Annotated in this window: 22 protein-coding genes, 1 pseudogene and 2 riboswitches; of the genes and pseudogenes, 6 read left to right on the forward strand and 17 right to left on the reverse strand. The window is 75.2% G+C overall.

Annotation, left to right across the window (positions count from 1 at the left end; translation table 11 throughout):
• Positions 1–52 precede the first annotated feature (52 nt).
• Positions 53–640, forward strand: coding sequence for a pentapeptide repeat-containing protein (locus CBP52_RS10830; protein ID WP_094180951.1), 588 nt, complete (start codon positions 53–55; stop codon positions 638–640).
• Between the two features lie 19 nt (positions 641–659).
• Here the strand turns inward: CBP52_RS10830 and CBP52_RS17595 are convergent, their stop codons facing one another.
• Positions 660–1,031: a hypothetical protein gene (locus tag CBP52_RS17595; protein WP_157732579.1), complete on the reverse strand. Its 372-nt coding sequence runs from the start codon at positions 1,029–1,031 to the stop codon at positions 660–662.
• On the opposite strand from CBP52_RS17595, the gene CBP52_RS10840 reads away from it, so the two are divergent.
• Positions 1,020–1,130 carry a hypothetical protein gene (locus CBP52_RS10840; RefSeq protein WP_094180953.1) on the forward strand — a complete coding sequence of 37 codons (111 nt, stop codon included), beginning with the start codon at positions 1,020–1,022 and terminating at the stop codon, positions 1,128–1,130. The genes CBP52_RS17595 and CBP52_RS10840 overlap by 12 nt on opposite strands.
• A 20-nt stretch (positions 1,131–1,150) precedes the next feature.
• Here CBP52_RS10840 and CBP52_RS10845 read toward each other — a convergent pair whose 3' ends face one another.
• Positions 1,151–2,602 (reverse strand): aminotransferase class V-fold PLP-dependent enzyme, encoded by a 1,452-nt coding sequence (locus CBP52_RS10845; protein ID WP_369826213.1) that lies wholly within the window; start codon positions 2,600–2,602, stop codon positions 1,151–1,153.
• Between the two features lie 39 nt (positions 2,603–2,641).
• Positions 2,642–2,755: riboswitch (SAM riboswitch) on the reverse strand.
• Between the two features lie 118 nt (positions 2,756–2,873).
• A riboswitch (SAM riboswitch) is annotated at positions 2,874–2,972 on the forward strand.
• 6 nt (positions 2,973–2,978) lie between these two features.
• Here CBP52_RS10845 and CBP52_RS10850 point away from each other — a divergent pair.
• Together CBP52_RS10850 and CBP52_RS10855 are read left to right on the forward strand one after the other, a co-directional pair.
• On the forward strand, positions 2,979–3,398 hold the full coding sequence (locus tag CBP52_RS10850; protein WP_094180954.1) for a rhodanese-like domain-containing protein: 420 nt from the start codon (positions 2,979–2,981) through the stop codon (positions 3,396–3,398).
• The gene (locus CBP52_RS10855; protein ID WP_232514449.1) at positions 3,395–4,648 is read left to right on the forward strand and encodes an O-succinylhomoserine sulfhydrylase; all 1,254 of its coding nucleotides are present in this window, start codon (positions 3,395–3,397) and stop codon (positions 4,646–4,648) included. Before CBP52_RS10850 ends, CBP52_RS10855 begins: the two co-directional genes overlap by 4 nt.
• A gap of 124 nt (positions 4,649–4,772) precedes the next feature.
• Here CBP52_RS10855 and CBP52_RS10860 read toward each other — a convergent pair whose 3' ends face one another.
• From CBP52_RS10860 to CBP52_RS10915, 12 genes and pseudogenes are all read right to left on the reverse strand, one after another.
• The gene (locus CBP52_RS10860; protein ID WP_094180955.1) at positions 4,773–5,141 is read right to left on the reverse strand and encodes a hypothetical protein; all 369 of its coding nucleotides are present in this window, start codon (positions 5,139–5,141) and stop codon (positions 4,773–4,775) included.
• 361 nt (positions 5,142–5,502) lie between these two features.
• Positions 5,503–6,489 carry a GNAT family N-acetyltransferase gene (locus CBP52_RS10865; protein ID WP_094180956.1) on the reverse strand — a complete coding sequence of 329 codons (987 nt, stop codon included), beginning with the start codon at positions 6,487–6,489 and terminating at the stop codon, positions 5,503–5,505.
• A 3-nt stretch (positions 6,490–6,492) separates the two neighbouring features.
• Positions 6,493–7,187, reverse strand: a pseudogene (purQ, locus tag CBP52_RS10870) (phosphoribosylformylglycinamidine synthase subunit PurQ).
• Entirely contained in the window at positions 7,184–7,444 is a 261-nt protein-coding gene (gene purS, locus CBP52_RS10875) for a phosphoribosylformylglycinamidine synthase subunit PurS (RefSeq protein WP_094180957.1), read from the reverse strand. Before purS ends, purQ begins: the two are co-directional and overlap by 4 nt.
• Positions 7,445–7,486: 42 nt before the next feature.
• Positions 7,487–8,674 carry a hypothetical protein gene (locus CBP52_RS10880; protein ID WP_094180958.1) on the reverse strand — a complete coding sequence of 396 codons (1,188 nt, stop codon included), beginning with the start codon at positions 8,672–8,674 and terminating at the stop codon, positions 7,487–7,489.
• Positions 8,674–9,009: a PadR family transcriptional regulator gene (locus CBP52_RS10885; RefSeq protein ID WP_174773802.1), complete on the reverse strand. Its 336-nt coding sequence runs from the start codon at positions 9,007–9,009 to the stop codon at positions 8,674–8,676. Before CBP52_RS10885 ends, CBP52_RS10880 begins: the two co-directional genes overlap by 1 nt.
• Positions 9,010–9,050: 41 nt before the next feature.
• Positions 9,051–9,974 (reverse strand): diacylglycerol kinase family protein, encoded by a 924-nt coding sequence (locus tag CBP52_RS10890; protein ID WP_094180959.1) that lies wholly within the window; start codon positions 9,972–9,974, stop codon positions 9,051–9,053.
• Entirely contained in the window at positions 9,971–10,708 is a 738-nt protein-coding gene (locus CBP52_RS10895; protein WP_094180960.1) for a phosphatase PAP2 family protein, read from the reverse strand. Before CBP52_RS10895 ends, CBP52_RS10890 begins: the two co-directional genes overlap by 4 nt.
• Positions 10,708–11,451 (reverse strand): phosphatase PAP2 family protein, encoded by a 744-nt coding sequence (locus CBP52_RS10900; protein WP_094180961.1) that lies wholly within the window; start codon positions 11,449–11,451, stop codon positions 10,708–10,710. Before CBP52_RS10900 ends, CBP52_RS10895 begins: the two co-directional genes overlap by 1 nt.
• Before the next feature lie 58 nt (positions 11,452–11,509).
• On the reverse strand, positions 11,510–12,442 hold the full coding sequence (locus tag CBP52_RS10905; RefSeq protein ID WP_198303434.1) for a phosphoribosylaminoimidazolesuccinocarboxamide synthase: 933 nt from the start codon (positions 12,440–12,442) through the stop codon (positions 11,510–11,512).
• A gap of 97 nt (positions 12,443–12,539) precedes the next feature.
• The gene (gene purD / locus CBP52_RS10910) at positions 12,540–13,805 is read right to left on the reverse strand and encodes a phosphoribosylamine--glycine ligase (RefSeq protein ID WP_094182326.1); all 1,266 of its coding nucleotides are present in this window, start codon (positions 13,803–13,805) and stop codon (positions 12,540–12,542) included.
• Between the two features lie 158 nt (positions 13,806–13,963).
• Positions 13,964–14,647, reverse strand: coding sequence for a helix-turn-helix domain-containing protein (locus CBP52_RS10915; RefSeq protein WP_232514450.1), 684 nt, complete (start codon positions 14,645–14,647; stop codon positions 13,964–13,966).
• 135 nt (positions 14,648–14,782) lie between these two features.
• Between CBP52_RS10915 and CBP52_RS10920 the strand changes: the two genes are divergently transcribed.
• Positions 14,783–16,117 (forward strand): MFS transporter, encoded by a 1,335-nt coding sequence (locus CBP52_RS10920; RefSeq protein WP_094180964.1) that lies wholly within the window; start codon positions 14,783–14,785, stop codon positions 16,115–16,117.
• Positions 16,118–16,184: 67 nt separating this feature from the next.
• Here CBP52_RS10920 and CBP52_RS10925 read toward each other — a convergent pair whose 3' ends face one another.
• Both CBP52_RS10925 and CBP52_RS10930 read right to left on the reverse strand, forming a co-directional pair.
• Positions 16,185–17,471, reverse strand: coding sequence for an adenylosuccinate synthase (locus tag CBP52_RS10925; protein WP_094180965.1), 1,287 nt, complete (start codon positions 17,469–17,471; stop codon positions 16,185–16,187).
• Positions 17,472–17,640: 169 nt separating this feature from the next.
• Positions 17,641–18,069 carry a DUF3151 domain-containing protein gene (locus CBP52_RS10930; protein ID WP_094180966.1) on the reverse strand — a complete coding sequence of 143 codons (429 nt, stop codon included), beginning with the start codon at positions 18,067–18,069 and terminating at the stop codon, positions 17,641–17,643.
• 206 nt (positions 18,070–18,275) lie between these two features.
• Here CBP52_RS10930 and CBP52_RS10935 point away from each other — a divergent pair, with 206 nt between their 5' ends.
• On the forward strand, positions 18,276–18,635 hold the full coding sequence (locus tag CBP52_RS10935) for an STAS domain-containing protein (RefSeq protein ID WP_094180967.1): 360 nt from the start codon (positions 18,276–18,278) through the stop codon (positions 18,633–18,635).
• Positions 18,636–18,732: 97 nt separating this feature from the next.
• Here CBP52_RS10935 and CBP52_RS10940 read toward each other — a convergent pair whose 3' ends face one another.
• Positions 18,733–20,868, reverse strand: coding sequence for a SpoIIE family protein phosphatase (locus CBP52_RS10940; RefSeq protein ID WP_232514451.1), 2,136 nt, complete (start codon positions 20,866–20,868; stop codon positions 18,733–18,735).
• Positions 20,869–21,003 lie beyond the last annotated feature (135 nt).

The following is a 21,003-nucleotide window of genomic DNA, read 5'->3' on the forward strand; positions in this document are numbered from 1 at the left end:
CCTTTGCGCCCCGTGGACGGCCGGGGACGGCCGCGGGTGGCAGGGTGGGCCCATGCTGCTGGACGCCGGAGGCGACTACGACGGGCTGACGTTCACCGACGAGCGGTTGTCCGGGCAGGACGGTCGCGAGGCGCGCTTCCTCGACTGCACGTTCGTCGGCTGCGTGCTCGACGACGCGGAGCTGGCGCACGCGCGGTTCGTCGACACCACGTGGACGGGCGTGCGGGCGAGTGCGCTCGACCTGTCGAGCACCGCGTGGCAGGACGGTGGGTGGACGGACTGCCGGCTCGGGGCGGTGCAGGCGTACGGGTCGCGGTGGACGCGCGTGCACGTGTCCGGCGGCAAGCTCGACTACCTCAACCTGCGCGACGCGACGCTGGAGGAGGTGCGGCTGACGGGGGTCGTGGTGGACGAGCTCGACCTGGCGCGGGTGCGCGCACGGCGGCTCGTGCTCGAGGACTGCCGCGTGCGGCGACTCGACGTCACCGGCGCGACCCTGACCGACGCGGACCTGCGTGGCGTGCGCGACCTGCAGCACCTGGACGGCGTCGCGGGGCTCGCGGGTGCGACGATCACGTCCGAGCAGCTCGTCGAGCTCGCGCCGGCGCTGGCCGAGCACATGGGTCTGCGCGTCCGGTGACGGACCGCGCGCGGGCGCGTCAGGCGAGCGTCATGGCCAGCGCGGTCGCGGTGAGTGCGGCGGGGTCGTCGGGGCGCACGCCCACGGCCGCGAGCTGGCCGAGCCCGACGACGGCCGCGAGCGCGACGGACGAGCGGCGGCGGGCCTCGTCGGGGTCCTGCCCGAGCTCGACGAGCAGGTCGGCGAGGTAGTCGACGCGCCGCTGGGACACCCGTGCGACGACGTCTGAGACGCCCTCGGCGGCGGCCTCGACGTACAGGCGCGCGCAGTCGCGGCGCCGGCTCGCGACGGCCGTGAACAGGGCCTCGACGCGGTCCCGGGCGTCGCCGCGGCCGTCGCCGTCGACTCCCGCGCGGGCCTCGTCGCGGTCACGACGAACGTGCGCCTGCACAACCGGCGCGGCCGCCTCTACCTGCTGCCCGTGCGTGCGCTGCACCCGCACGTCGTGCGGAGCATGCTCGCGCGCGCCGCGCGCGTCCTGACTCCCTGACCTCTGCGGCGCCGCTCGGCTCAGTCGAGCGCAGGACCGCACGCCGCCGCGGCGGTCGCGGCCAGGTGGTCCAGGCCGTGCACCGCGAGCAGCGGACGCGTGTCGTCGACGACCGCCCAGCAGCCGTCCTCGACCGCGTACCGCGAGCGCGGCCCGTCCGTCACGTACGCGTGCAGCGCCGCGACCAGCCGGTCGACGGCCTCGCTCGGCGTCCCGACCCCCACCGACGCGCGGATCGCACCGCCGCTCGCCCCCAGGCGGGACAGCAGCGGGTGCGCGCAGAACCGGCCGTCACGCACACCGATGCCGTGCTCGGCCGCGAGGTACGCGGCGACCAGGCCGGGGTCGTGGTCCTCCACCGTGAACGTCACGACCCCCACGGGCTCCGCCGAGTCCGGCCAGATGCTCGCGACGCGCACACCCGGGACCCGCTCGAGCCCCGCGACGAGCCGGTCCCGCAACGCCCGCTCGTGCTCGACGAGCGCCCCGGCCGGCAGCGCCGCGAGCGCGTCGCACGCCTCCGCCAGCGCGATCGCACCGATGACGTTCGGCGACCCGGCCTCGTGGCGCGCCGGGGCCGGCTGCCACACGGTCCGGTCGGCCCGCACGTCGCGCACCGCACCTCCCCCTGCGAGGTACGGCGTGCCCGTGTCGAGCCAGTCGCGACGGCCGACGAGCGCGCCCGCACCGAACGGCGCGTACGTCTTGTGGCCCGAGAACGCGACGTAGTCGGCGCCCGTGCGCGCGAGCGAGAAGCCGCGGTGCGGCACGAGCTGCGCACCGTCGACCGCGACCCGCGCACCCGCGGCGTGCGCAATCTCGACGACCCGCTCGACCGGCAGCGCCTCACCGGTGACGTTGGACGCGCCCGACACCGTGACCAGGGCGTACGCGCGCGCGGTGAGCTCCGCGCGCAGCGACTCGAGGGTCGCGGCGACGGTCTCGGCGATCGGCAGGATCGTCGTGCGACGGCCGTGCGGGTCGCTCGAGCGCAGCCACGGGAGCAGGTTCGCGTGGTGCTCCAGGTCGAGCACCAGCACCCGCTCACCGGTCGGGACGACGCCGGCGAGCAGGTTGAGCGAGTCGGTGGTGTTGCGGGTGATGATCGCGACGTCGTCCTCGCGCGCGTCGACGAACCGCGCGACCGCCTGCCGCGCGGACTCGTACAGCGCGGTCGACACCTGCGAGAGGTACCCCGCCCCGCGGTGCACCGACGCGTACAGCGGCAGCACCTCCGCGACCCGGTCGGCGACGGCCTGGAGCGCCGGTGCGCTGGCGGCGTAGTCGAGGTTCGCGTAGACGCGCTGCGTGCCGTCGACGAGCGGCACCGTGGTGCTGCCCCCGACCACGGGCAGGAGCGGCTGAACGGCGGGCGCAGCGGTCGCCGCGGTCGCGCCCGTCGTCGTGCCGGTCGTCGGAGCCGACGTCGGGGCCGTCGTCGGACAGGACGTGGTCTCGGCCAGTGCGGTCACGGGGGTACCTCCGTGGATCCGGGGACCCCGGGTCCGGGCATCCCGCGCTTGCCGGCACCGGTCGGTGCTCGGCCTGGTCGTCACCCGGGGCACCCCACCGCGGAGGAGGGTTGCCGGCCAGCGAGCCGGGGCTTCGCGCTGGCGCTCATGACCTGACCGAAAGGGTGGCGAGCCGGGCGAGCGGCTGTCAACGCGGACAGCCGTCTGTCTCGCCACGCGGAACGCGTGTCCACGAGGTGGATGTGGTCGACGAAACGGCGTTACGCTCCTCGCACCATCCAGAGCGGCCGAGAGATCTGGCTCGACGACGCCGCAGCAACCCGCAGGCCCCGCGCCTGGCCGAGGGTGCTACCGCCAGGACCGATGGAGGAGCGACATGGCCGGACCTTACGCAGGCGACCTCACCCCGCAGCAGGCCTGGGACCTCGTGGCGTCCGACGAGCGTGCACTGCTCGTCGACGTGCGCACCGAGGCCGAGTGGCAGCAGATCGGCGTCCCCGACGCCGCCGACGCTGGCGAGCGCGCCGCGTTCGTGCAGTGGCTGACCCCGGCCGGCCCCAACCCCAGGTTCCTCGACGAGCTCGCGGCGACCGGGCTCGAGCCCGGCGACGGCCGCCCCGTCGTGTTCCTGTGCCGGTCGGGCGTCCGCTCGGTCGCCGCCGCGCAGGCCGCGACCGCCGCGGGCTACGGCCCGGCCTACAACGTGCTGCGCGGGTTCGAGGGCGACGTCGGGCCCGACGGGCAGCGCGGTCACTGGGGCTGGCGCGCCGAGGGCCTGCCCTGGCGGCAGGCGTGAGCGCACACGCCCCCGGCCCCGGCGACTGGGACGCCCGGCGGGTCGACCGCTCGACGCTGCGCCCGGACACGCTCGCGGTGCGGGGCGGGCACGTCCGCTCGCAGTTCGGCGAGTTCGGCGAGGGGCTGTTCCTCACGCAGGGCTTCACCTACGACTCCGCGGGGCAGGCCGAGGCCGCGTTCGCGGGCGAGGTCGACCGGTTCCTGTACTCCCGCTACAACAACCCGACCGTGTCCACCTTCGAGGAGCGCCTGCGCCTGCTCGACGGCGCGCAGGCTTGCTACGCCACCGCGTCCGGCATGAGCGCGGTGTTCACGGCGCTCGCCGCGCTCGTCGGCTCGGGCTCGCGGATCGTCGCGGCCCGTGCGCTGTTCGGGTCGAGCGTCGTCATCTTCGACGAGATCCTCGCGAAGTGGGGCGTGCGCACCGAGTACGTCGACGGGCACGAGCTCACGCAGTGGGAGGCGGCGCTCGCCACCCCGGCCGACGTCGTGTTCTTCGAGACGCCGTCGAACCCGATGCAGGACCTCGTCGACGTCGAGGCGGTCTCGCGCCTCGCGCACGCGGCCGGCGCGGTCGTCGTCGTCGACAACGTGTTCGCGACCCCCGTGTTCTCCCGCCCCCTCGACCTGGGCGCCGACGTGGTCGTGTACTCCGCGACCAAGCACATCGACGGGCAGGGCCGAGTGCTGGGCGGCGCGATCCTCGGCTCGGCGGACTTCGTGGGCGGGCCGGTGCAGACGCTCATCCGCAACACCGGGCCGTCGCTCTCGCCGTTCAACGCGTGGGTCCTGCTCAAGGGCCTCGAGACGCTGTCGATCCGCGTGCGGCACCAGGCCGCGTCCGCGCTGACGCTCGCGCGCTGGCTCGAGGAGCACCCGGCGGTCGAGTCCGTCCGCTACCCGTTCCTCGAGTCGCACCCGCAGCACGACCTCGCGCGGCGGCAGCAGACCGGCGGCGGGACGGTCGTGACGTTCACGCTGCGCACGCCCGAGGGCGCGACGCCGGAGCTCGCGAAGAAGACGACGTTCGGTGTGCTCGATGCCCTGCGCGTGGTCGACATCTCGAACAACCTGGGTGACGCGAAGTCGATCGTCACGCACCCGGCCACGACCACGCACCGCAAGCTCGGCCCCGACGGGCGCGCCAGGGTCGGCATCGGTGAGGCCACGGTCCGTTTCTCGGTGGGTCTGGAGGACGTCGACGACCTGCGCGACGACCTCGACCAGGCCCTCAGCACGCTGCGCTGACCCTCCGCCGCCCGCCGCCACACCCCCGCCGCCACACCCCCGCTGCGGACCCCACCACCCCACCGGGCCGGCGCCGGGGTTGCTCCGGCTCCGACGTCCCAGAACCGGAGCAACCGCGGGGTGGTCAGGTGAGCGTGCGGGCCAGGGCGGCGGCGTGGCGGCGCGAGCCGCCGACGAGCGCGAGCTCGACCCGGTCGACGCCCGCGCGGCGCGCGACGTGCGCCGCCTCGGCGGCGAGCGCGTCGAGCGGCGCGACGAGCATCGTCGCGTCCACGTGCCACGCGAGGTGGCTGAACGCCGCCGCGTAGGCGAGGTGGCCGCGACGACGAGCCGCGTCGTGCGCGTCGTCGGCGACGACCGTCTCGACCTCGAGCACGACGGTGACGTCGCTGCGCGGGCGGCCCAGCGCGGCCATCTCACCGTCGAGCATCGCGACGAGCGCGCGCACCGCCGCGTGCGTCGGCAGACCCGCACCGTGGCGGACGCGGATCACCTCGGCGCGGGCGGCCGCGAGGGCGAGCGTCGTGGGTACGAGCGTCGAGTCGTCGATGACGAACTCGGTGACGTGCCGCGGGGTGGCGGCGGCGAGCGCGACGGCGGCGGGCCGCGCGGGGACGTCAGGTCAGGGGTGCGCACGTGCGCGAGGGGCTGAGCCACGGGAGGAGGTCCTCGGGTCGGACGGGGTGCGCGACGAGGGCCACGGGGCCGCGGGCGCGCGCGAGCGTCAGCTCAGCGACAACACACCCGGACCGAGAACATGGCGGACAGGGTAACCACGGCGGCGCGGCTGTGACCACCCCGCGTCCACGATCCGGCAGCCGTCACCCCGGGACGTCACCACCGCCGCGTCGAGCTCAGCGGAGCGCGCGCCCGAACCAGAGGGTCAGGAAGTCGTCGGCGTGGTCGGTGTACGGGGGCACGGGCCGGTAGCCCGCGGACAGGTACAGGGTCACGGCCTCGGGCTGACGGATGCCGGTCGCGAGCACGGTGCTCGTGAACCCGCGGGCGAGCGCGTCGTCGTGCGCGGCGGCGAGCAGCGTCCGCGCCACGCCGGCCCCGCGCGCCGCGTCGCTCACGAACATCTTCTTGAGCTCGGCGCTCCCGTCCGGCTGACCGGGGCGCGGCGCCCGCAGGGACAGGCAGCCCACCGGCACCCCCGCGACCCGCGCCAGCCAGGTGGTGAGCACGCGGACGCCCTGGCGGGCGTCGTCGGACGCGAAGCCGAGGTCGGGCGCGTCGGGGACCAGCTCCGGGTAGCGCTCGACGTTGAACGCCCACATCGCGCGCCGCAACCCCCGCGCCTCGTCGTGGTCCCAGGGCACGGTCTCGAGCGCGACGTCCGCGGCACCGGTGGAGCGCCGCGACGAGGTGCGGGGGCCCGCGGGGACGTCCTTGGCGAAGCAGCGCGAGAGCGGCTCGTCGGCGTACTCGGCGTAGTTCGGGATCGAGCGGTACCCCAGCGAGAGGTACAGGCCGATCGCCTCGGGCTGCAGGACGCCGGTCTCGAGGACCAGCCGCGTGCAGCCGTGCGCGGGTGCGAGCCGCTCGAGCTCGAGCATGACCCGCCGCGCGTGGCCACGCCCGCGTGCCCGCGGCGCGGTGTACAGGCGCTTGACCTCGCCCACGCCCGCGCCGAGGTCTCCGGACGCGTCGCGCAGCGCGACGCACGCGACCGGCTCGTCGCCGTCCCGCAGGACGACCATCGCGACGATCCCGTCACCGGTCATCGTGTGGCCGGTGTCGTCGTCGCCGTACCGGTCGCGCAGCTCGGCCTGCTGGGCGGTGCGCAGCGTGGCGGCGGCCGGGTCGTCCCAGTGGACGAGGTCGAGCGCGACCGTCATGCGTCAGCCGACGAGCGCGTGCAGCACCGAGGTGAAGAACCGCAGGCCGTCCGTGCCGCTGCGCGGCCCCTTCGCACCGTCCGGCCCGAAGCCCGCCTCGACGGCGTGCTCGGGGTGCGGCATGAGCCCGACGACGTTGCCGCGCGCGTTGCTGATGCCCGCGATGCCGCGCCGCGACCCGTTCGGGTTGTGGTCCTGGTAGCGGAACACCACCCGACCCTCGCCCTCGAGCTCGTCGAGCGTGCGCTCGTCGGCGACGTACTGGCCGTCCTGGTTCTTCAGCGGGATCGTGATCCGCTCGCCGAGCGTGTAGTCGCGGGTCCAGGCGGTATCGACGTTGTCGACCGACAGCACCTGCTCGCGGCACACGAAGTGCAGGTGGTCGTTCTTGATCATCGACCCGGGCAGCAGGTGCGCCTCGGTGAGGACCTGGAAGCCGTTGCAGATGCCGAGCACCGGCAGCCCGCCGTGCGCCGCGTCGACGATCTCGGTCATGACCGGTGCGAACCGGCTGATCGCACCGGCGCGCAGGTAGTCGCCGTACGAGAACCCGCCGGGCAGCACCACGGCGTCCACGCCGTGCAGGTCCGCGTCCGCGTGCCACAGCGCGACGGGCTCGGCCCCGCGAGGCGCACCGCCCGCGCGGCGTCGCGGTCGTCGAGCGTCCCCGGGAAGGTGACGACGCCGATGCGGGTCACGCCGGGACCTGCTCGTCGGCGTAGACCGCGACGACGTCCTCGATCACGGGGTTCGACAGGACCTGCTCGCCGGCCTCACGGGCCGCGGCGAGCACCTCGTCGGTGACGTCGCCGTCGACCTCGAGCTCGAACCGCTTGCCCTGGCGCACGCCCGCGAACTGACCGAACCCGAGCCGGCTCAGCGCGGCGGCGACGGCCTTGCCCTGCGGGTCGAGGATCTCCGGCTTCGGCATGACGTCGACGACAACTCGTCCCACAGGTCTGCTCCTGGTTGCGCGGTGGCGGGGTTCGCCGCGAGTCTACGACCCGTCCCGCACGGCCGACCGCGCCGACCGCCGGTCGGACACGGCGCCGGGCACGGCGTCGGGCACGGCGTCGGGCACGACCGCCGCACGGGGGGTGTCCGCCGCGGGCACGCGCCCGACGGCGAGCGCGACGACGTCGACGAGCGCGAGCTCCTGCCCGCCCCCGGGCGACGCGGCACCGTCCACCGCGCCGTCCACCGCACCGTGCCCCGCATCGTGCAGCGCAGCGAGCGCCGCGGCCGACACCAGGAGCACGACGAGGCCGCACGACGCGACGAGGTAGGACAGGCCGGGCGCCGCGGAGCGCTCGAGCGCGACGAGCCAGACCAGCAGGCCGACGACGAGCAGGGCGGCGAGCCCCGTCGCGCGCCCGGCCGGGACGACGATGCGGTGCGGCTGGTCCGGCAGCGCCCGGCGCCGCCGGCCCCGCAGCCCGGCCACGACGACGACCGCGAGGACGAGGCCGAGGAGCACGGCGCCGACGAGGATCCCCACCCCCAGTGCTCCGGGTCCGCCCGGTGCGACCGCGTCGACCTCGACGCACGCCCGACCGCACGGGGTCACCGCGAGGTGGCCGGGTGCGGTGAGCACCACGCCCAGGGCCGCGGCGGTCGCGACGAGCGCCCCGACGGCGACGCGGCGCAGCGCGGGGCGGGCCGCCACGCGCCGCCGCGGGACCCACGACCAGGCGAGGTCCCACGGCGTGGGCGGCTCACCGGGTTGCGCGACGAGGTGCTTGGCGCGGCGACGCTCACCGTGCAGCTCGCGGCGCAGCAGGACGACGGGGAGCATGAGCGCGGCGACGACCGTGAACGAGAGCTCGCGCATCAGGGCGGCGGCGATCGCGAACGGCATCGCCGACCAGACCAGGTCGCCGACCGCGCCGGCGACGGAGTGCTGCTCGTCGTGCGCCCACCCGCGGTGGCGCGCGGGGATCCGGGCGTCGAGCATCCGGTAGGCGGCGCGGGTCCGCAGCGGAGGGCCGGTGCGCACGCGCGTCGCGAGCCCCGCACGGACGAGGCCGAGCGCCTCGGGGACGCTCACGCGCCCGGGGTCGCCTCCGGCCTGCTCGTCGTCGGCGAGGTCGGCGAGCAGGCCGGCCACCTCGTGCTCGCGCGCGGCACGCCACCGCGGCGGGTACGCCGCGAGGCACCAGCGCAGCGGGACGCCCCGGCGCGCCATCACGCGCCACCGAGCGCGGGACGTGCGGCGAGCACGCGCCGTGCGCGGGCCGCGAGCTCACGCAGCCGTTCGGTCTCCGCGGTGACCTGGGCGAGCCCCTCGTCGGTCAGGCGGTAGTAGCGCCGCAGGCGTCCGTCGACGACCACCTCGTCGGACATCTGCGCCCAGCCGCGCTCGACGAGCCGGTCGAGGACGCCGTAGAGCGTGCCCGCGCCGAGCGCGACCCGGCCGCCCGAGAGCGCTTTCACCTCGCGCAGCACGCCGTACCCGTGCCGCGGCTCGTCCGCGAGCGCGAGCATGACGAGGTACGTCTGCTCGCTGATCCCTGTCGCCATGCTCGATATATATCGCTGATCGATACATAGGACAAGGGCCGTCAGTCGCGCCCGCGCACCTCGTGCGCCTCACGCGCCACCCGCACGGTGAGCGCACCCGCTCGCACGCGCGCCTCCACCTCGCGATGGTCGCCGACGGGGTCGCCGTCGAGCTGCGTCGCGACCGGCCGGTCCGTGCGCACGCGTACCGCCGCGCCCTGGTGCCGGTCGAGGTGCCGGTGCCCACGCCCCGACGTGACGACCGTCGCGAGCGCGCGCACCCAGCCGACCAGGCCGCGCGGCGCGACGACCGCGACGTCGAGCAGGCCGTCGTCGAGCCGCGCGTCCGGCATGAGCTCGACACCACCCTGCAACCGCCCGCTGTTGCCGATCACCACGGCCCGCGTCGTGCGTCGCACCGGCGACCCGCCCTGCACCTGGACGCGCGCCGTGAACCCCCGCCCGACCACGGCCCGCAGCCCGCCGAGCATGTACGCCGGCCACCCGACGACCGCCTTGAGGCGCTCGTCGGTGCGCACCATCGTCTCCGCGTCCAGCCCCACCCCGGCCATGACCAGGAAGACGTGCTCCTCGTCGTCGCCGTCGAACCGCAGCGTCCCGACGTCGATGCGCTCGTCGCGCCCGTCGAGCACCACCTGCATCGCGTCCTCGACGTCGTCGGACGTCAGGCTCAGGGCACGTGCGAGCAGGTTGCCCGTCCCACCGGGCAGCAGCCCGAGCGGGACGTCGCCCCCGGCGAGCACCTCGGCGACCGCGCGCACCGTCCCGTCGCCGCCGAACGCGCACACGAGGTCCGCGCCCTGCTCGAGCGCCTCGCGCGTCTGGCCCGACCCGGGGTCCTCGGGGGTCGTCTCGAACCACAGCGGCCGCTCGAGGCCGTGCCGCTCGCACACCGCGTCGAGCCGCGGTCGCGCCTCGACGACCTCCTGCTTGGCGGGGTTCGCCACGATCGCCACGCGCGTCATCGCCGGCCCTCCACGGTCTGCGGCTCCTGAGGCTCCTGCGGCGCCCGCTCGCGGGTCGGCCGGAGCCAGTACCAGCCCAGCAGCGCGCACAGCACGCCGTTGGCGCACCCGACGAGGACGTCGGTCGGGTGATGCATCCCGCGGTACAGCCGCGAGGTCATGACGAACAGCGGCACGAGGAGCAGCACCACCGTGAGCGAGACGCGCAGCCACGTGCGCTCGATGCGCTGCGCCATGAGCGCGAGCGTCACGTACAGCGCGGTCGAGGCCCCCGAGTGGCCGCTCGGGAAGCTCGACGTGGGCGGTGCGTGGTCGAGCTTCGGCACGTCGGGGCGGCTGCGCCCGACGAGGCTCGACGACGCGAGGAACACCATGACCTGCGCGCCGAGCGCCACGCCGGGCACCACGGCGTACCACCACCGGCGCGTGCGCCACCAGACCGCGGCCACGACGACGAGGCACACGGCGATGATCGCGCCGGTGTTCCCGACGTGCGACGCGAACGCGGTGAGCGAGTCCAGCGCCGCGGTGCGCTGGTCGACGAACCAGCGGTTCACCCCGTCCTCGGCGTCGGCGACGCCGCTGAGCGGGCCGCCCAGCAGGAGGCCGAGGCCCACGACGACCGCGCCCCACAGCACGGCGGGCACGAGCACCCGCAGGGCGAGGTCGCGCGCCGCCTCGCGTGGCGTGGGCCGGGTCACGACGTCGGGGTCCCAACGGTGCAGGTCGAGCATCAGGCGGCACCCTTCTCGTCGTGCGGGCGGGACTGCGGCTGGTACCAGTGCCGGAACCCGAGGTACGACGCGAGAGCGAACCCCACGCCGAGGAGCATCCCCGCGACCACGTCGCTCGGGTAGTGGACGCCGAGCATGACGCGGTCGAGCGCGGTGAGCAGCGTGAGCACCGCGGCGGTGCTCACGGCCGCGACCCGCAGCCCACGCGATCGCAGCGCGGGCCACACCAGCAGGACCAGCACGGTCGTCATGAGCGCGGTGTTCGTCGCGTGACCGGACGGGAACGAGTACCCGTGCGCGACCTCGACGGGCTCGTCCAGCACGGGCCGGGCGCGGCGCACCAGCTCCTTGAGGAGGTTGGACAGCGCCCAGCCCACCAGCACCGTGGCGCCGGCCCAGCAGGCACGCGCCGTGTCCCGCGTGCGCCACCAGTACCAGGCGCACAGCGCGAGCACGGGCACGACGAGGTTGCGCGCCAGGAAGACGGTCTGCCACACGACGAGCGTGCGCAGCAGCCCCGGCTCGGCGGCCGCGAGCCGTGTGCCGGCCTGCACCGCTCCTTCGTCGAGGCGGACGAGCGGCGACCACTGGCCGCGCACGAGCAGGGCGACCGCGACGACGAGCACACCGGTCCCGACGCCGGTCAGGACCGCGAACGCGAGGCCGCGGGCACCGTGCGCGGCGCGCGCGGGGTCGACCGGGCGCGGGGTGCGCCGGACGCGGTTCAGGAGCTGGCGGGTCACGCGGCACACCGTGCCACACGCCGCGCGAACCGGCCTGTCGAACGGGCTCCCGTCGCGGTCACAGGGCCAGCGGCACCCCGGTGAGACGCTCGTACGCCTCGAGGTAACGCGCTCGCGTGCGCTCGACCACGTCCAGGGGCAGGGGCGGCGGCGGCGCGTCCGACGCGCGCTCCCACCCGGACGCCGCCGACGTCAGCCAGTCCCGCACGAACTGCTTGTCGAAGCTCGGCTGCGGGTGCCCCGGCTGCCACGCCTCGGCGGGCCAGAACCGCGACGAGTCCGGCGTGAGCACCTCGTCGCCGAGCGTGATCGCACCCGTGGCCGGGTCGGTGCCGAACTCGAGCTTGGTGTCCGCGAGCAGCACGCCGCGCTCGCGCGCGATCGCCTCGGCGCGGCCGTAGACCGCGAGCGTGAGGTCACGCAGCGCGGCGGCGGTCTCGTCGCCGACCATGGCCGCGACCACGGGGAACGGGACGTTCTCGTCGTGGTCGCCCAGCTCGGCCTTGGTGGCGGGCGTGAAGATCGGCTCGGGCAGCCGCGAGCCGTCGACGAGCCCCGCGGGCAGCTCGATCCCGGTCACCTCGCCCGACGCGCGGTACTCCGCGAGCCCCGAGCCGGTGAGGTAGCCGCGCACGACGCACTCGACCGGGAACATCTGCAGACGCCGGCAGATCATCGCGCGCCCGGCGACCGCGGCCGGCACGTCGGTCGACACGACGTGGCTGGGCACGAGGTCCGCGAGCTGCTCGAACCACCACAGCGACAGCTGCGTGAGCACCACACCCTTGTCCGGGATGCCCGGCGAGAGCACGTGGTCGTACGCCGAGACCCGGTCGCTCGCGACGACGAGCACCACGTCGCCGTGCTGCTCGCGCACGGCGCGGCCCTCGACGCCCTCGTCGGGCACGTACAGGTCCCGCACCTTGCCTGAGTACGTGTGCGTCCAACCGGGGATCGTCGCTGCCGAGGGATCCGTGGCGTCGTGGGTCACGGGGCCCAGTGTGGCGGGCGCGGGCCGCGAGGTCACATCCTGGTCAGCCCGTGGGCTGTCCCCAGGTCGCCGCTCTCGCGCCCGGCGACCCGCGAGATCAGGACGCGGCGGAGGCCTTCGCGGCGATGTCGGCGCGGTGGTGCGAGCCCGCGAGGCCGATGCTCGCGACCGCGACGTACGCACGCTCGCGCGCCTGCGCGAGGTCCGCGCCGGTGGCCGTCACCGACAGCACGCGACCGCCCGCACTGACCACGTGCCCCTCGTCGTCGAGCGCGGTGCCCGCGTGCAGCACGTGCACGCCCTCGACGCTCTCCGCGACGTCCAGACCCGTGATGACGTCGCCCGTGCGCGGCGCGGCGGGGTAGCCCTCGGACGCGACGACCACCGTGACCGCGGCCTCGTCGGACCACTCGAGCGGCGCGAGCGCACCCAGCCCGCCCGTCGCGGCGGCGTGCAGCACGCCCGCGAGCGGGGTGCGCAGCCGCGCGAGCACGACCTGCGTCTCCGGGTCGCCGAACCGCGCGTTGAACTCCACGACGCGCACGCCCTTCGACGTGAGCGCCAGGCCGCAGTACAGGACGCCGACGAACGGCGTGCCGCGGCGGGCCATCTCGGCGACCGTCGGGCGCGCGACGGTCTCGAGGACCTCCTCGACCAGGCCCTCGGGCGCCCACGGCAGCGGCGTGTACGCGCCCATGCCGCCGGTGTTGGGGCCCTTGTCGTCGTCGAGCGCACGCTTGAAGTCCTGCGCGGGGACCAGCGGGACGACGTCCGTGCCGTCCGCGAGCACGAACAGCGAGACCTCCGGACCGTCGAGGTACTCCTCGACGACGACCGCGCCGCCCTCCTTGGCGAGGCACGCACGCGCGTGGTCGACCGCGACCTGCCGGTCCTCGGTGACGACGACGCCCTTGCCCGCCGCGAGCCCGTCCTCCTTGACGACGTGCGGCGCCCCGAGCTCGTCGATCGCGGCGACGGCCTCGTCGACCGTGCGCGCGACGCGCGGCTCGGCCGTCGGCACGCCCGCGGCGGCCATGACCTCCTTGGCGAACGCCTTGGAGCCCTCGAGCCGCGCGGCCTGCGCGGAGGGTCCGAACACCGGGATGCCCGCGGCGCGCACCGCGTCGGCGACGCCCGCGACGAGCGGCGCCTCGGGACCCACGACGACGAGGTCCGCGCCGAGCTCGCGCGCGAGGTCCGCGACCGCGGTGCCGTCGAGCGGGTCGACCGGGTGCAGCGTCGCCACCGCACCGATCCCCGGGTTGCCGGGGGCCGCGTGCAGCCCGGTGACGGACGGGTCGAGCGCGAGGGCTCGGGTGATCGCGTGCTCACGGGCGCCGGTGCCGACGACGAGGATCTTCACGGCGGCGAGAGTACCCGCGACGCCCCGGCCGACGCCCCCGCGTCCCACCCCGCCCAGCCCGACCAGCCCACCGCCGAGCGCGCACGGTCCGGCCGCAGCGCGCACGCGCGGCGTGAGCCTTCGCGCAGCAGCGTGCGCGGTCGGCGGGTGGGGTGGGGTCAGTCCTGCGGGAGCGGGAAGACGTCGACGTAGACCCGCACGCGGCGGCGACCCTCGGTCTCACCGGCGTCCTTGCGGGCCTTGGCCGCGTCGGTGTGCCGGTCGACGACCGCGATGAGCTCGCGCGAGAGCGCCGCCGCCTCGTCGAGCGTGAGGTCGCTGGAGGACGTGGTGTGCACGGCAGCGTCGTCCCAGGGCGCCGCGGTGGTGATCGAGTCGAACCACGTCTGCAGGGTCTCGGCGCGCTCGGCGATGACGGCGCGCAGCGCGGTGTCCGCCGCGAGGCGTGCCGCGGGGTCCTCGAGGTGCCGGCTGTCGAGCGTGAAGCCGACCGGCCGCCACCACCGCTCGCGCCCACCGGTGGGTGCCGTCGGGTCGTCCTCGATCAGGCCGTGCCGCTCGAGCTGGCGCAGGTGGTAGCTGGTCTGACCCGTGCTCTCCCCCAGGTGCCGCGCGACCTGGCTCGCGGTGCCGCGGCCGTGCGCCGTCAGGTAGCGGTACATCGCGATGCGCAGCGGGTGCGCGAACGACTTGAGCGCCTCGGCGCCCAGCGCGCGGGGCGCGTCGCGCAGCTCCCCCAGTCCCGACGAGCCTGCTGCCCCCTCCTGCGCCGCGGCGGCCGCGTCCGGCGCGGCGTCGTCGTCGGAAGGCGTGTCGTCGGAACGCACGTCGCCGGAAGGCACGTCGTCGGAAGGCACGTCGGCAGACGCGGGGGTCTTGCGCTCGGCCATATGCAGAGATACCTTTGCACTCGTTCCTTTGCAGAGAGTTCTTTGCATCAAGTTCTCTGCACTACGGCGAGCGTACCGGGAGCACCCATGAGCACCACGCAGACGGCCCAGGACGTCACCCCCGCGGCGCCTGCGCGCGAGGTCGCCGGCACGCTCGCCGCCGACACCCCGACCCCCGGGCCGCTCGGCTCGCGGTTCACGGCGCTGCTCACCACCACCGGCCTCGCCAACCTCGGCGACGGCATCGTGCAGATGGGCGCGCCCCTCGTCGCCCTCACGCTCACGCGCTCCCCCGGCCAGATCGCGCTGCTGTCGGCGGCCGCCTGGCTGCCCTGGCTCCTGCTCGGCCTCGCGGGCGGCGTCGCGATCGACCGCACCGACCGCCGCGTCGCGCAGGTGGTCGCGCTCACCGCACGCGCCGCGCTGCTCGGCGTGGGCGCGTGGCTCGCCCTGACGGACGCGCTGTCCATGCCCGCGCTCGTCGTGCTCGTCCTGCTCTACGGCGTGACCGAGGTGTTCGCCGACCTCGCGCAGACCTCGCTCGTCCCGGACGTCGTCCCCCGCGACCGTCTGCAGGCCGCCAACGGACGCCTCATCGCCGTCCAGCAGGTGACCAACACGTTCGTCGGCGGACCCGTCGCGGGCGGGCTGCTCGCGCTCGGCACCGGCTGGGTGTTCGGGCTGCCCGCGGCGCTCGCCGTGGTCGCCGTCGCCGTGCTGCTGCGCGGCGTCCCCGGACGCTACAAGCCCGAGCGCACCACCCCGAGCAAGCCCGTCGACGACGTCCGGGAGGGCCTGCGCTACGTCGTGCACCACCCCGTGCTGCGACCGTTCGTCATCGGCGGCGGCATCATGAACATGGCCAGCACGGCCTACTTCGCGGTGTTCGTGCTGTGGGTCGTCGGGCCCGGGTCACGCCTCGAGATGCGACCCGAGCACTTCCCGCTCGTCACCGCGGTGCTCGCCGTGGGCGCGGTCGTCGGCTCGCTGCTCACCGAGCGGCTCGTCGCGCGGCTCCCCGAGCTCGGCGTCATGTACGCCTGCTGGCTCGCGTGCGTGCCGCTCATGCTCGTGCCGGTGCTGTTCCCGAACGTGCCCGCGCTGGCCGCCGCCATGTTCCTCGTCGGCCTGACCAACACGGTCGGCAACACCCTCTCGCAGTCGCTGCGCCAGCGGATCGTGCCGCGCGCGCTGCTCGGCCGCACCACGGGCGCCGGGCGCACCATCGGGTTCGGTCTCATGCCCGTGGGCGCGGTGCTCGGCGGGGTCGTCGCGGAGCACGCCGGGCTGCCCACGGTCTTCGTCGGCGCGACCGCCGTGACCGCGCTCGCGATCGCGTACCCCATGCTCACCGTCCGGCGCGGCACCGTCGAGCGTGCCGAGGCGGCCGCGCATGCCGCGACGCCGACCGCCGCGGCCTGAGCCCCTCCAGGGACGGCGAGAGCCGGCGACCGGGCGGCGGCCCGCGTCGCCGGCTCCCGGCGTGCGCTCAGTCGAGCAGGTCGTGCTTGATGATCGTCGCCTCACGGCCCGGGCCGACGCCGATCGCGCTGATCCGCGTCCCCGAGACCGACTCGAGGAACTCGAGGTACCGCTGCGCGGCCGGCGGCAGGTCGTCCCACTCCCGCGCGCCCGTGATGTCCTCGTCCCAGCCGTCGAGCAGCTCGTAGACCGGCTTCGCGTGGTGGAAGTCCGACTGGTCCAGCGGCATCTCGTCCACGCGCTCGCCGTCCACCTCGTACGCGACGCACACCGGGATGCGGTCGCGGCCGGTCAGCACGTCGAGCTTCGTCAGGACGATGTCCGTCAGGCCGTTCACGCGCGACGCGTAGCGCGAGACCACCGAGTCGTACCAGCCGGTGCGGCGCGGGCGGCCCGTCGTGGTGCCGAACTCGCCGCCGGTCTGCCGCAGCCACTCGCCGTCGTCGTCCAGCAGCTCGGTGGGGAACGGACCCTCGCCGACGCGCGTCGTGTACGCCTTCGCGACGCCGACGACCCGGTCGATGCGGGTCGGGCCCACGCCCGAGCCGGTGCACGCGCCGCCCGCCGTCGCCGACGACGACGTCACGAACGGGTACGTGCCGTGGTCCACGTCGAGCATCGTCGCCTGGCCCGCCTCGAACACGAGCGTCTTGCCGGCGTCGAGCGCGCGGTTCAGCTCGAGCGGGGTGTCCGCGACGTACGGGCGCAGGCGCTCGGCGTGGCGCAGCAGGTCCTCGACCGTCTCCTCGACCGTGATCGCGCGCCGGTTGTAGACCTTCACGAGCAGGTGGTTCTTCTGGTCGAGGGCCCCCTCGACCTTCTGGCTCAGGATCTTCTCGTCGAACAGGTCCTGCACGCGGATGCCGACGCGGTTGATCTTGTCCGCGTACGTCGGCCCGATGCCGCGACCCGTCGTGCCGATGCGACGCTTGCCGAGGAACCGCTCCGTGACCTTGTCGACCGTGCGGTTGTAGGGCGCGATGACGTGCGCGGCCGACGAGACCAGCAGGCGCGAGGTGTCCACGCCGCGCCCCTCGAGCCCGTCGATCTCCTGGAACAGGACCTCGAGGTCGATCACGACGCCGTTGCCGATCACGGGGACGACGCCCGGGGAGAGGATGCCCGACGGCAGCAGGTGCAGCGCGTACTTCTCGCCGCCGACGACGACCGTGTGGCCGGCGTTGTTGCCGCCGTTGAACTTCACGACGTACTCGATGCGCGAGCCGAGCTGGTCGGTCGCCTTGCCCTTGCCCTCGTCGCCCCACTGGACGCCGAGCACCACGACGGCGGGCATCTGATCACCACTCCCACCTGCCTGAGGCTTTCGCCGAGCCGCGTCGTCGGGCGGCGGCGGGCACAGGGCGACAGGACCCGGTACCTCCGAGAGGGTACCCGACGGTCAAGAAACGGTCAGGACCGGTCCACCGGGCGGGCGCGCGGGGGTACGGGCGGGCGTACGGGCGTCAGCGCAGCGCCGCGACCTCCTGCGCCGACGTGCCGGAGTCGACGAGGAGCTGCTCGCAGCGCTCCGCCTCCTGCGACTCGCCGATCGCGTCCGCCGCCTCCGCCAGCGCCAGCAGCGCGCGCAGGAAGCCCTGGTTCGGCTCGTGGTCCGCGGGGATCGGACCGCGCCCGCGCCAGCCCGCACGGCGCAGCGCGTCCAGACCGCGGTGGTAGCCGGTGCGCGCGTACGCGTAGGCCGCGACCGGGTCGCCCGTGTCCTGCAGCGCCTGCTCCGCGAGCAGCGCCCACACCAGCGACGCGGCGGGCGCGAGGCGCACCGCGCCCCGGGCGTCCTCGCCCGCGGCGAGCGCGGCGCGGGCGTCGGCGTCGGCGCCGTCGACGGGCAGCAGGGTCGGCTCGGGGCCGCCGAGCAGGTTCTCGTGGGTCATGGCACCAGTCTGGCGCGTCACGCGCCGCGGCACCGCACCCGCGCGCCTTCGTCGGCCTCTCGCCCGCCCCCCCGGACGCGTCAGGGGACGACCGGGGCCTAATCGGACAACCGTCCGGCACACGAGCGGTTCGGCGTGCGGACCGCCGCGGGCGCAACTACTGTCGTCCCGCCGAGCCACCACACCCCCGGGGACGGACAGCACACATGATCGAGATCTCCACGTCGCCGACGAGCACGACCCTCGTGATCGCCGGCGACCTCGACCTCGCCGAGCGCGACCAGTTCCCCGAGGTCGCCGCGCGCGTCGTCGGCCTGCGGCGTCAGCTCGTCGTGATCGACATGTGCCGCGTCACGTTCATGGACTCCACGGGTGCGGCTTTCCTGATCTCCCTCGCCGACTCGGCGCGCAAGCGCGGCGGCGCCGCGGCGCTGCGCGGGGCGGACCCGCGCGACCTGTTCGTGCTCGAGGTGTGCGGGGCGCTCGAGCTGTTCCGCATCGACGCGGACCACCGCTGTGAGGGCGCGCGGCCCACGTCGGACTTCTCGGCGCCCGCGACCACCTGACGCCTCGTCACGCCCGTCGGACGCCCACCCCGGCGGCGAGGGCCTCCGGCGACGCCTGCCGACGAACCCTGCCGACGAACCCTGCCGTTGACGCTCGTCAGCGACCCGTCGGCGGCAGCGCGCCCGGGCGCACCTTGGCCCACACCACCTTGCCGCGGCTCGACTGCCGCCAGCCCCAGTCGGCCAGGCGCTCGACGATCTGCATGCCGAACCCGCCGACACGGCCGGGGTGGCCGTCGGTCGTCACGGGCGGGGCGGGGTTGCCGTCCTCGACCTCGATGCGCAGGCCGTCGCCCGTGTCGTACAGCTGCAGCGAGACGTGCCCGTAACCGTGCAGGACGGCGTTCGCGACGAGCTCGGAGACGACCAGCTCCGCGTTGGACGCGTCGGGCATCTCCCACGCGTGGCACGTGCGCACGACCGCGTGCCGCGCGCGTCCCACGGACGCGGCCTCGCTCGGCAGCGACCAGCGCCGGCGGCGCGGGCTGCGGCCACGCGCCGCGACGTCCCGCGGGTCGGGCACGCGCACGACGACGACGGCGACGTCGTCCTCGGGATGGTCCGCGAGCCGGGACAGCAGCTCCTCGCCGATACCCGCGGAGTCGCGCGCGGTGACACCGGACACGACGCGGGACAGCGCGTCGAGGCCCTCGCGCAGGTCGCGGTCGCGCCGCTCGACGAGCCCGTCCGTGTGGTAGACGAGCACGTCACCGGGTTCGAGCTCGAGCTCGGCCGTGGCCCGCCGGCCGTTGCCGAACCCGACGAGCGGCCCGCCCGCGCCCAGCAGCTGCGCGACCTCACCGCCGCGCACGTGCAGCACCGGCAGGTGCCCCGCACGCGACCAGCGCAGCAGCCAGCGCTCGCCCAGACGGTGCAGCGTGGACAGCACGAGCCCGGCGGCGCGGGGGATCCGCATGCCCGCGACGAGCTGGTCGACCCGCTCCAGCACCGGCCCCGGCAGCGTCACGTCGTACGCGTAGGACCGCACCACGGAGCGCAGCTGACCCATGGCCGCTGCGGCCTCGACGTCGTGCCCGACCACGTCGCCGATCACGACACCGACGACGTCCTGCTCGATCTGCAGCACGTCGTACCAGTCGCCGCCGACCTGCGCGTTCTCGGAGTTGGGGGCGTAGTAGGTCCACACGTCGAGGCCGTCGACCTCGGCCTGCTGCGGGAGCATCGCGCGCTGCAGGGTCTCCGCGAGGCGGTGCTCGCGGTCGTACAGGCGCGCGTTGTCGAGCACGAGCCCGACGCGGCGCGCGATGAGCTCGAGCACGGTCGTCGTCGACTCCTCCAGACGACCGCCCGCCTCGGGCCGCGGCACGACGACGAGCACGCCGATGACCCGGCGCCGGCCGGGCACCGGGACGACGAACGCGGAGTCCGGCCCGTCGACGCCCGACTCGAGCGCGACCCGCTCGACCAACCAGTGCGACGCGCTCGCTCGCGGGTACTCGCGGTCCAGCGCGAGCTCCACGGGCCGGTCCCGGTCACCGTCGAGCAGCTGCTGCACGGCGTCCTGCGGCGCGTGCTCGACGTCGCCGCCGTCCGGGCGGCGGTGCTCGCCGTGCCGGCTCCCGCGGCCGGACGGGGGCCGGACGTCGCTCGTCGCGTCCACGGGCCGCAGGCCGCCGTCGTTGACGTAGAACGCCGCCCACGACACGACCGAGCGGCGCAGGAGCGTCGCGATCTCGTGCAGCGGCGTCGCCCGGTCCGTGACGTCCATCAGCAGGTCCGAGACCTGCACGATGATGCCGACGCTGCGTCGCTCGCGACGCTCCGCCTCGACGAGGGCCGCCTGCTGCTCGTCGTGCGAGACCCGTTCGGACCGGTCCTCGAACGCGACGATCCAGTGCGCGGGCCCCCGCGCCGGGGTGCCGGGCGCGTCGGCGGGCCGGTCGTCGGGCTCGTCGACCGGCGCGAAGTGCACCCGGCACGGGAACAGCGACCCGTCCGCGCGCGGGATGGACAGCTCGGCCGTGGTCGGCTCACCCTGCGCGAGCCGCGCGCGCAGCGCGGCCATCTCGCCGTGCCGTCGGGCACCCTCCGGGATCGGGTGCCGCTGCCGCTCGCGTGCCCCCGCAGCGTCGTAGCCCATCGTCTGCTCGAACGCCGCGTTGGCCCACACGATGCGCAGGTCGCCGGCCTCGCACATCGCGTACGGCACGATCGTCGCCTCGAGCGCACGCGCCAGCAGGGTGGTCGACGGGGGCTCGACGACGTCCGTCACGGGGGCTGTCGACGGGCCCGCCGACGGGCCGATCGGTGGGTCGGTCGGGGCCTCCTCGACAGATCCGGACGTACGGGTCGTGCCCGGGGTGTTGACCACCACCACCTCCGATCGTCTAGCGTGCCGAACGGGTGC

It is taken from the genome of Cellulomonas sp. PSBB021 (genome assembly GCF_002240455.1).
Taxonomy (GTDB): domain Bacteria; phylum Actinomycetota; class Actinomycetes; order Actinomycetales; family Cellulomonadaceae; genus Cellulomonas; species Cellulomonas uda.

Excerpts from the sequence above, each read along its gene's own strand:
- CBP52_RS10890 (WP_094180959.1), bottom strand. The coding sequence starts at position 9,974 with ATGACGCGCGTGGCGATCGTGGCGAACCCCGCCAAGCAGGAGGTCGTC.
- CBP52_RS10865 (WP_094180956.1), bottom strand. The coding sequence starts at position 6,489 with ATGACGGTCGCGCTCGACCTCGTCCACTGGGACGACCCGGCCGCCGCC.
- CBP52_RS10935 (WP_094180967.1), top strand. The coding sequence starts at position 18,276 with ATGATCGAGATCTCCACGTCGCCGACGAGCACGACCCTCGTGATCGCC.
- CBP52_RS10850 (WP_094180954.1), top strand. The coding sequence starts at position 2,979 with ATGGCCGGACCTTACGCAGGCGACCTCACCCCGCAGCAGGCCTGGGAC.
- CBP52_RS10920 (WP_094180964.1), top strand. The coding sequence starts at position 14,783 with ATGAGCACCACGCAGACGGCCCAGGACGTCACCCCCGCGGCGCCTGCG.
- CBP52_RS10925 (WP_094180965.1), bottom strand. The coding sequence starts at position 17,471 with ATGCCCGCCGTCGTGGTGCTCGGCGTCCAGTGGGGCGACGAGGGCAAG.
- CBP52_RS10930 (WP_094180966.1), bottom strand. The coding sequence starts at position 18,069 with ATGACCCACGAGAACCTGCTCGGCGGCCCCGAGCCGACCCTGCTGCCC.
- CBP52_RS10895 (WP_094180960.1), bottom strand. The coding sequence starts at position 10,708 with ATGCTCGACCTGCACCGTTGGGACCCCGACGTCGTGACCCGGCCCACG.
- CBP52_RS10885 (WP_174773802.1), bottom strand. The coding sequence starts at position 9,009 with ATGGCGACAGGGATCAGCGAGCAGACGTACCTCGTCATGCTCGCGCTC.
- CBP52_RS10880 (WP_094180958.1), bottom strand. The coding sequence starts at position 8,674 with ATGGCGCGCCGGGGCGTCCCGCTGCGCTGGTGCCTCGCGGCGTACCCG.
- CBP52_RS10830 (WP_094180951.1), top strand. The coding sequence starts at position 53 with ATGCTGCTGGACGCCGGAGGCGACTACGACGGGCTGACGTTCACCGAC.